This window comes from Pontibacterium sp. (genome assembly GCF_041587635.1).
Lineage (GTDB): Bacteria > Pseudomonadota > Gammaproteobacteria > Pseudomonadales > Balneatricaceae > Pontibacterium.
In genome coordinates this window covers 1-4,374 of sequence record NZ_JBFGYC010000352.1, presented here as the reverse complement: position 1 = coordinate 4,374, position 4,374 = coordinate 1, and the positions used below count along the sequence as shown (strand labels likewise).

3 protein-coding genes are annotated in these 4,374 nt (G+C 49.6%); all 3 read left to right on the top strand.

Annotated elements, in window-relative coordinates:
- Positions 1 to 291: 291 nt before the first annotated feature.
- Positions 292 to 2,280 carry a TonB-dependent receptor plug domain-containing protein gene (locus tag ABYW01_RS15240; protein ID WP_372834241.1) on the top strand — a complete coding sequence of 663 codons (1,989 nt, stop codon included), beginning with the start codon at positions 292 to 294 and terminating at the stop codon, positions 2,278 to 2,280.
- A gap of 8 nt (positions 2,281 to 2,288) precedes the next feature.
- Entirely contained in the window at positions 2,289 to 2,894 is a 606-nt protein-coding gene (locus tag ABYW01_RS15235) for a YfiR family protein (RefSeq protein ID WP_372834239.1), read from the top strand.
- A 6-nt stretch (positions 2,895 to 2,900) separates the two neighbouring features.
- Positions 2,901 to 4,374: diguanylate cyclase domain-containing protein (locus ABYW01_RS15230; protein ID WP_372834237.1), on the top strand; the 1,474-nt coding region annotated here is incomplete at its 3' end.

Here is a 4,374-nt window from a genome sequence, read left to right as displayed (position 1 = left end):
GATAAAGGCCAGGAAACCAGAAATTTGTCGCTATTCCCTTGTTTTAATGACTAAAAGACATGATTATGGAACACAAATTCAGGTTACGTGGTTCGAACATTTTTTAACCCGTGACACCGTGTGCCGGACATCCTTAAGAGACTAGATTGGGCTAAGGCACGACATCGCCACACATTGAAATCCGGTTTCAGGAGATTGGAAGACAGTAACAATACGATCACTACATCCCTGAACAGAACTCATTTTCATTCGGCAATTAAGATAATAACAAGATGCCAGAGGTGAGAGAGCATGCAGTATCTCAAATGCTCCTTTAATACAACGTTTTTGGCGTGCGCCCTGTTCGCCATCCCTTATGAAGTCCACGCAGCATCGCTCGACGACAAAGATTTCGCATCAATGTCGCTGAAAGATCTCGTCGCCCTGGATGTTTTTACGTCCGCATCCCTTGTTCCGACACAAACCAGCAAGGCACCGGGTACTTTATATACTTTCAGTCATGACGACTTCCAACGCTTTGGTGTTCGTCGGCTGGAAGACCTATTGTCATTTGTTCCCGGCTTACAGCTCAACCAGTATCGTAAACGTCACCGCTCTGTCTGGGCGCGGGGCTTACTGGATCGCTATAACGATAAAATGGTGCTGATGGTAGACGGTGTGCGGATGCAACATCTCTATTACGGACACTTTTCCCTGGGTGACAACCTGCCACTGGAGTACATCGAAAAGGTTGAAGTGATTTTAGGACCGGCCTCCAGTCTGTATGGCGCCAATGCATTTGGCGGCATTATCTCCATCACCACCCGAGACTTTACAGACCAGCCCTCTCTAGAAACCTCTTTTGAAGCCGCCAGCAACAACCGGGGTAAAGGTACACTCTTATACAACAGCGAGAACTTTCAGGCTTTTGGCAGCTATCTAAGTCAAGATGCGCCGTTCCGCGAAGAGCGAAAAAGCTTCATCGGCAGTGATCTTCTCCAGCCGCTGGATGAGGATTACACCAACCTTCAACTCAAAGCAAAACCACTACCAGGGCTAACGCTGTCACTCGGGTACAACAACAACGAAACACCCTTTCTCTATATCCCCCCCACACAGGATGCATTCATTAAGGAGCGTAACCTGACCCTGTCTGCCGCCTACGATTACGGTACGGTAGACACCGGACGCATTGAAAGCACTCTGTATTATCGTAACGACAAAGCCCGGGAATATGAGATCGAACAAAATTCCCGTGCACTTGGTTATGAGGAATACCAAAACTCGACCATGGCGGGCGCCTCAGTGACAGGGCTGAAACGCTGGAGCAATCACGTCTTAGCCGCAGGTATGAGCTGGCAATATGAAAAGGCGGAACGAACCGATTTTGAGCGTTCTTTTCATTTCCGCGATGGTTTCCTTAGCCCAACCCGCACAGGTAACCTGCTTTCCGAGCCGGGTATAACCAACAATAATTACGCTGCGTTTGTACAAGATGTTTGGGAGCTTAATCCCGACCTTAGCCTGACTATGGGTGGCCGTTACGACCACTTTGAACAGTTCGGCGGTTACTTTAACTACAGGGCAGCTGCGGTCCTGACTCCAGATACGCAGCAAACGTGGAAAGTACAGTACGGTACTGCCATTCGCACCCCGACATTCCGCGAATACCTTAAGGTGTTGGAGAACACTAGCTTTCAGCCTCCTGCCGTCGATGCAGAAGAGATACATCAGCTAGAACTGAGCTACCTCTATCAGTGGGATGAAGCGAACCTGAGTCTCAACCTGTTCAAAAGTCAGCTACGTGACTTCATCCACGAGGTACCAACGCCGGATGATGAAGATGAGTACTTTGCGAACAGTGATGATACCTATCGGATGCACGGACTGGAGGCACTGTTCAATGCTCGACCCACAGACAAGCTAAACCTGCGTCTGGGTATCTCTTACCTCAAATCCGAAACGCCAACGGGTGAGCTGCCCTATCTGGCCGCCTGGAGTGGCAGTCTTCAAGTGGATTACCAGTACCATCCCGATCACACCCTTGGTTTTTCGGTGATCCACAATAACGGCCGCCGGGATACCAATAGCTTTACCGCTGACGATGCCGAAGCTTTCGTCATTGCCAACCTGTTCGGCTTTGGCCAAATCACACCGGCGCTTAACTACTCTTTCGGCGTGGACAACCTGTTAGATGAAACAGTGTTTGACCCGGCTGCAGACTTTGGATCTCAGCACAACAACGAAAGAAGCGAACGAGAGATCTGGATACGCCTGCAGTGGGACAAAGACTTTTTATGATACGGTCTTTGTTTAAACGAACATCTGCACCAGAAGTTGCGTTGTCGCGGTTTATGCCGCTGAGCCTGATGCCTCTGTTTATTGCGTTGGTTCTGTCCATCGTACCGGTATCAGGTCAGGCCGCATCGCCAAACAAAAAGCTCAATCTGATCAAAGCGGCGTTTATCTTCAATATTGGCAAATTTGTCACCTGGCCTGACGACGTGCAGGAAGTGCGCCCGACAACACTTAACATCTGCTTTTATCGCAAAGAGAGTCTGGGTCGTGGTTTCGCCTCAATCGACGGCAAACAGATCCAACAGCGCAGGGTTCAAAAACATATCATCGACAACGTTTCCGGCAGTAGTCACTGCGACATCCTGCTTATCCCCTCATCACAACTCTCACAATTCAGTACGGAATCATCTCAACTACCGTCTAAACCTGTATTAACCATCGCGGATATGACTGGCCAACATCCCAACCAACGCACCTATCCCGCTGTTACGATGAATCTGGTACGTCAGGGCAAGACCATAGGCTTTGAGGTCAACCTGACAGAAGTCAGAGCACGACGACTCTCGATGAGTTCCGAACTGCTCAAACTGGCCAGAATAATTGATCCGGAACCCTGAGATATCATGAGTATTGGAAGAAAATCACTGCGAAAAAAGCTGATGATGCTACTCATGATCGTCAGCTTCACGGTCCTATCCATGGTCACTCTGGGGTTTGCCATTAGTGACTGGGTCGACTCACGCAATGCAATATTCGACCGGATGCGTTCGCAAGCCAACATTATTGGTAACAACAGTATTGCTGCGCTGACCTTTAATGATGCTGAGGCCGCGAAGCGAACACTGACCACGCTGGAAGCAACCGAAGACATCATTGGCGCAGTACTATTTGACAGCCGACAACAGAATTTTTCCAGCTACCAACGTGATAACACCCCCTTGCCGTATACACCCCCAACAAGTGAAGAAGGGTCTCTTGGGGGCACATTGTATGTGAAACAAACGGTTACGCTTGATAATGAGGTTATCGGCTGTATCGTGCTGCTCTCTGAGCTGGGCAGCTGGCAACAGCAGCAGCTTCATCGCATGACAATTGTGATGGGGTTGTTTCTTCTGTCGCTGCTGGTTGCTGTGTTGTTATCCAATGCTGCCCAGCGATTGGTTACCCGTCCGATACTGAATTTGGCTCGCACCGCCCGTGAGGTGACGGATACCCGCAATTACGAGTTACGGGCAGAGAAAGTATCAGAGGATGAGATAGGCAGCCTTGCCGATGATTTCAACGAAATGCTGAACCAGATTCAGCTGCGCGATAACGAGTTACGGGATACGCACGCCCAGCTGGAAGACAAGGTCAAAGAACGCACCTCCGAACTCCTGGAGCTGGCCCAAAAACTTGAGCATCAAGCATTTCACGATGCCCTGACTGGATTAGCAAACAGGGCGACCTTCGACAATAACCTGCAAACCGCCATTAATTACGCACAGCGCCATAACAAGCAAATTGCCGTCATGTTTCTCGATCTGGATCGGTTTAAGAGCATCAATGATAGCCTTGGGCACCACGTGGGCGATCAGTTACTCGTCGAGATGTCCAAACGTCTCGCCGAGTGCCTGCGTAGCAGTGACACATTATCTCGTCTGGGTGGAGATGAATTTGCCATTCTGTTACCAGACAGCTCGCCAAATGCCGCCGCCGATACTGCTGCAAAGGTGATTGATACAGTCAAAAAACCGATACACGTAGAGGGTTACAATCTACAGGTAACCACCAGCATTGGTATCAGTATCTATCCAAACAACGGAGATAGCGCCGCCACTATCCTCAAGAACGCCGATACTGCAATGTACAGCTCCAAGGATGCTGGCAGAAACCAACTGAACTTCTTCAGCCAGGAGATGACGGCTTGTGCTGAGCGACGCCTGCTGCTGGAAAACAAGCTTCGCAATGCGATCAGCGAGAACCTGTTTGCTATCCACTTCCAGCCAAAATGGAACACCTGCAACAACCAGTTAGTCGGTGTTGAGGCATTGATCCGTTGGTTTGATGCCGACGAGGGTTTTATATCCCCAGAGGAGTTTATCCCCCTTGCTGAAG

Coding starts and splice junctions, on each gene's coding strand:
- ABYW01_RS15240 (WP_372834241.1), top strand. CDS start 292: ATGCAGTATCTCAAATGCTCCTTTAATACAACGTTTTTGGCGTGCGCC.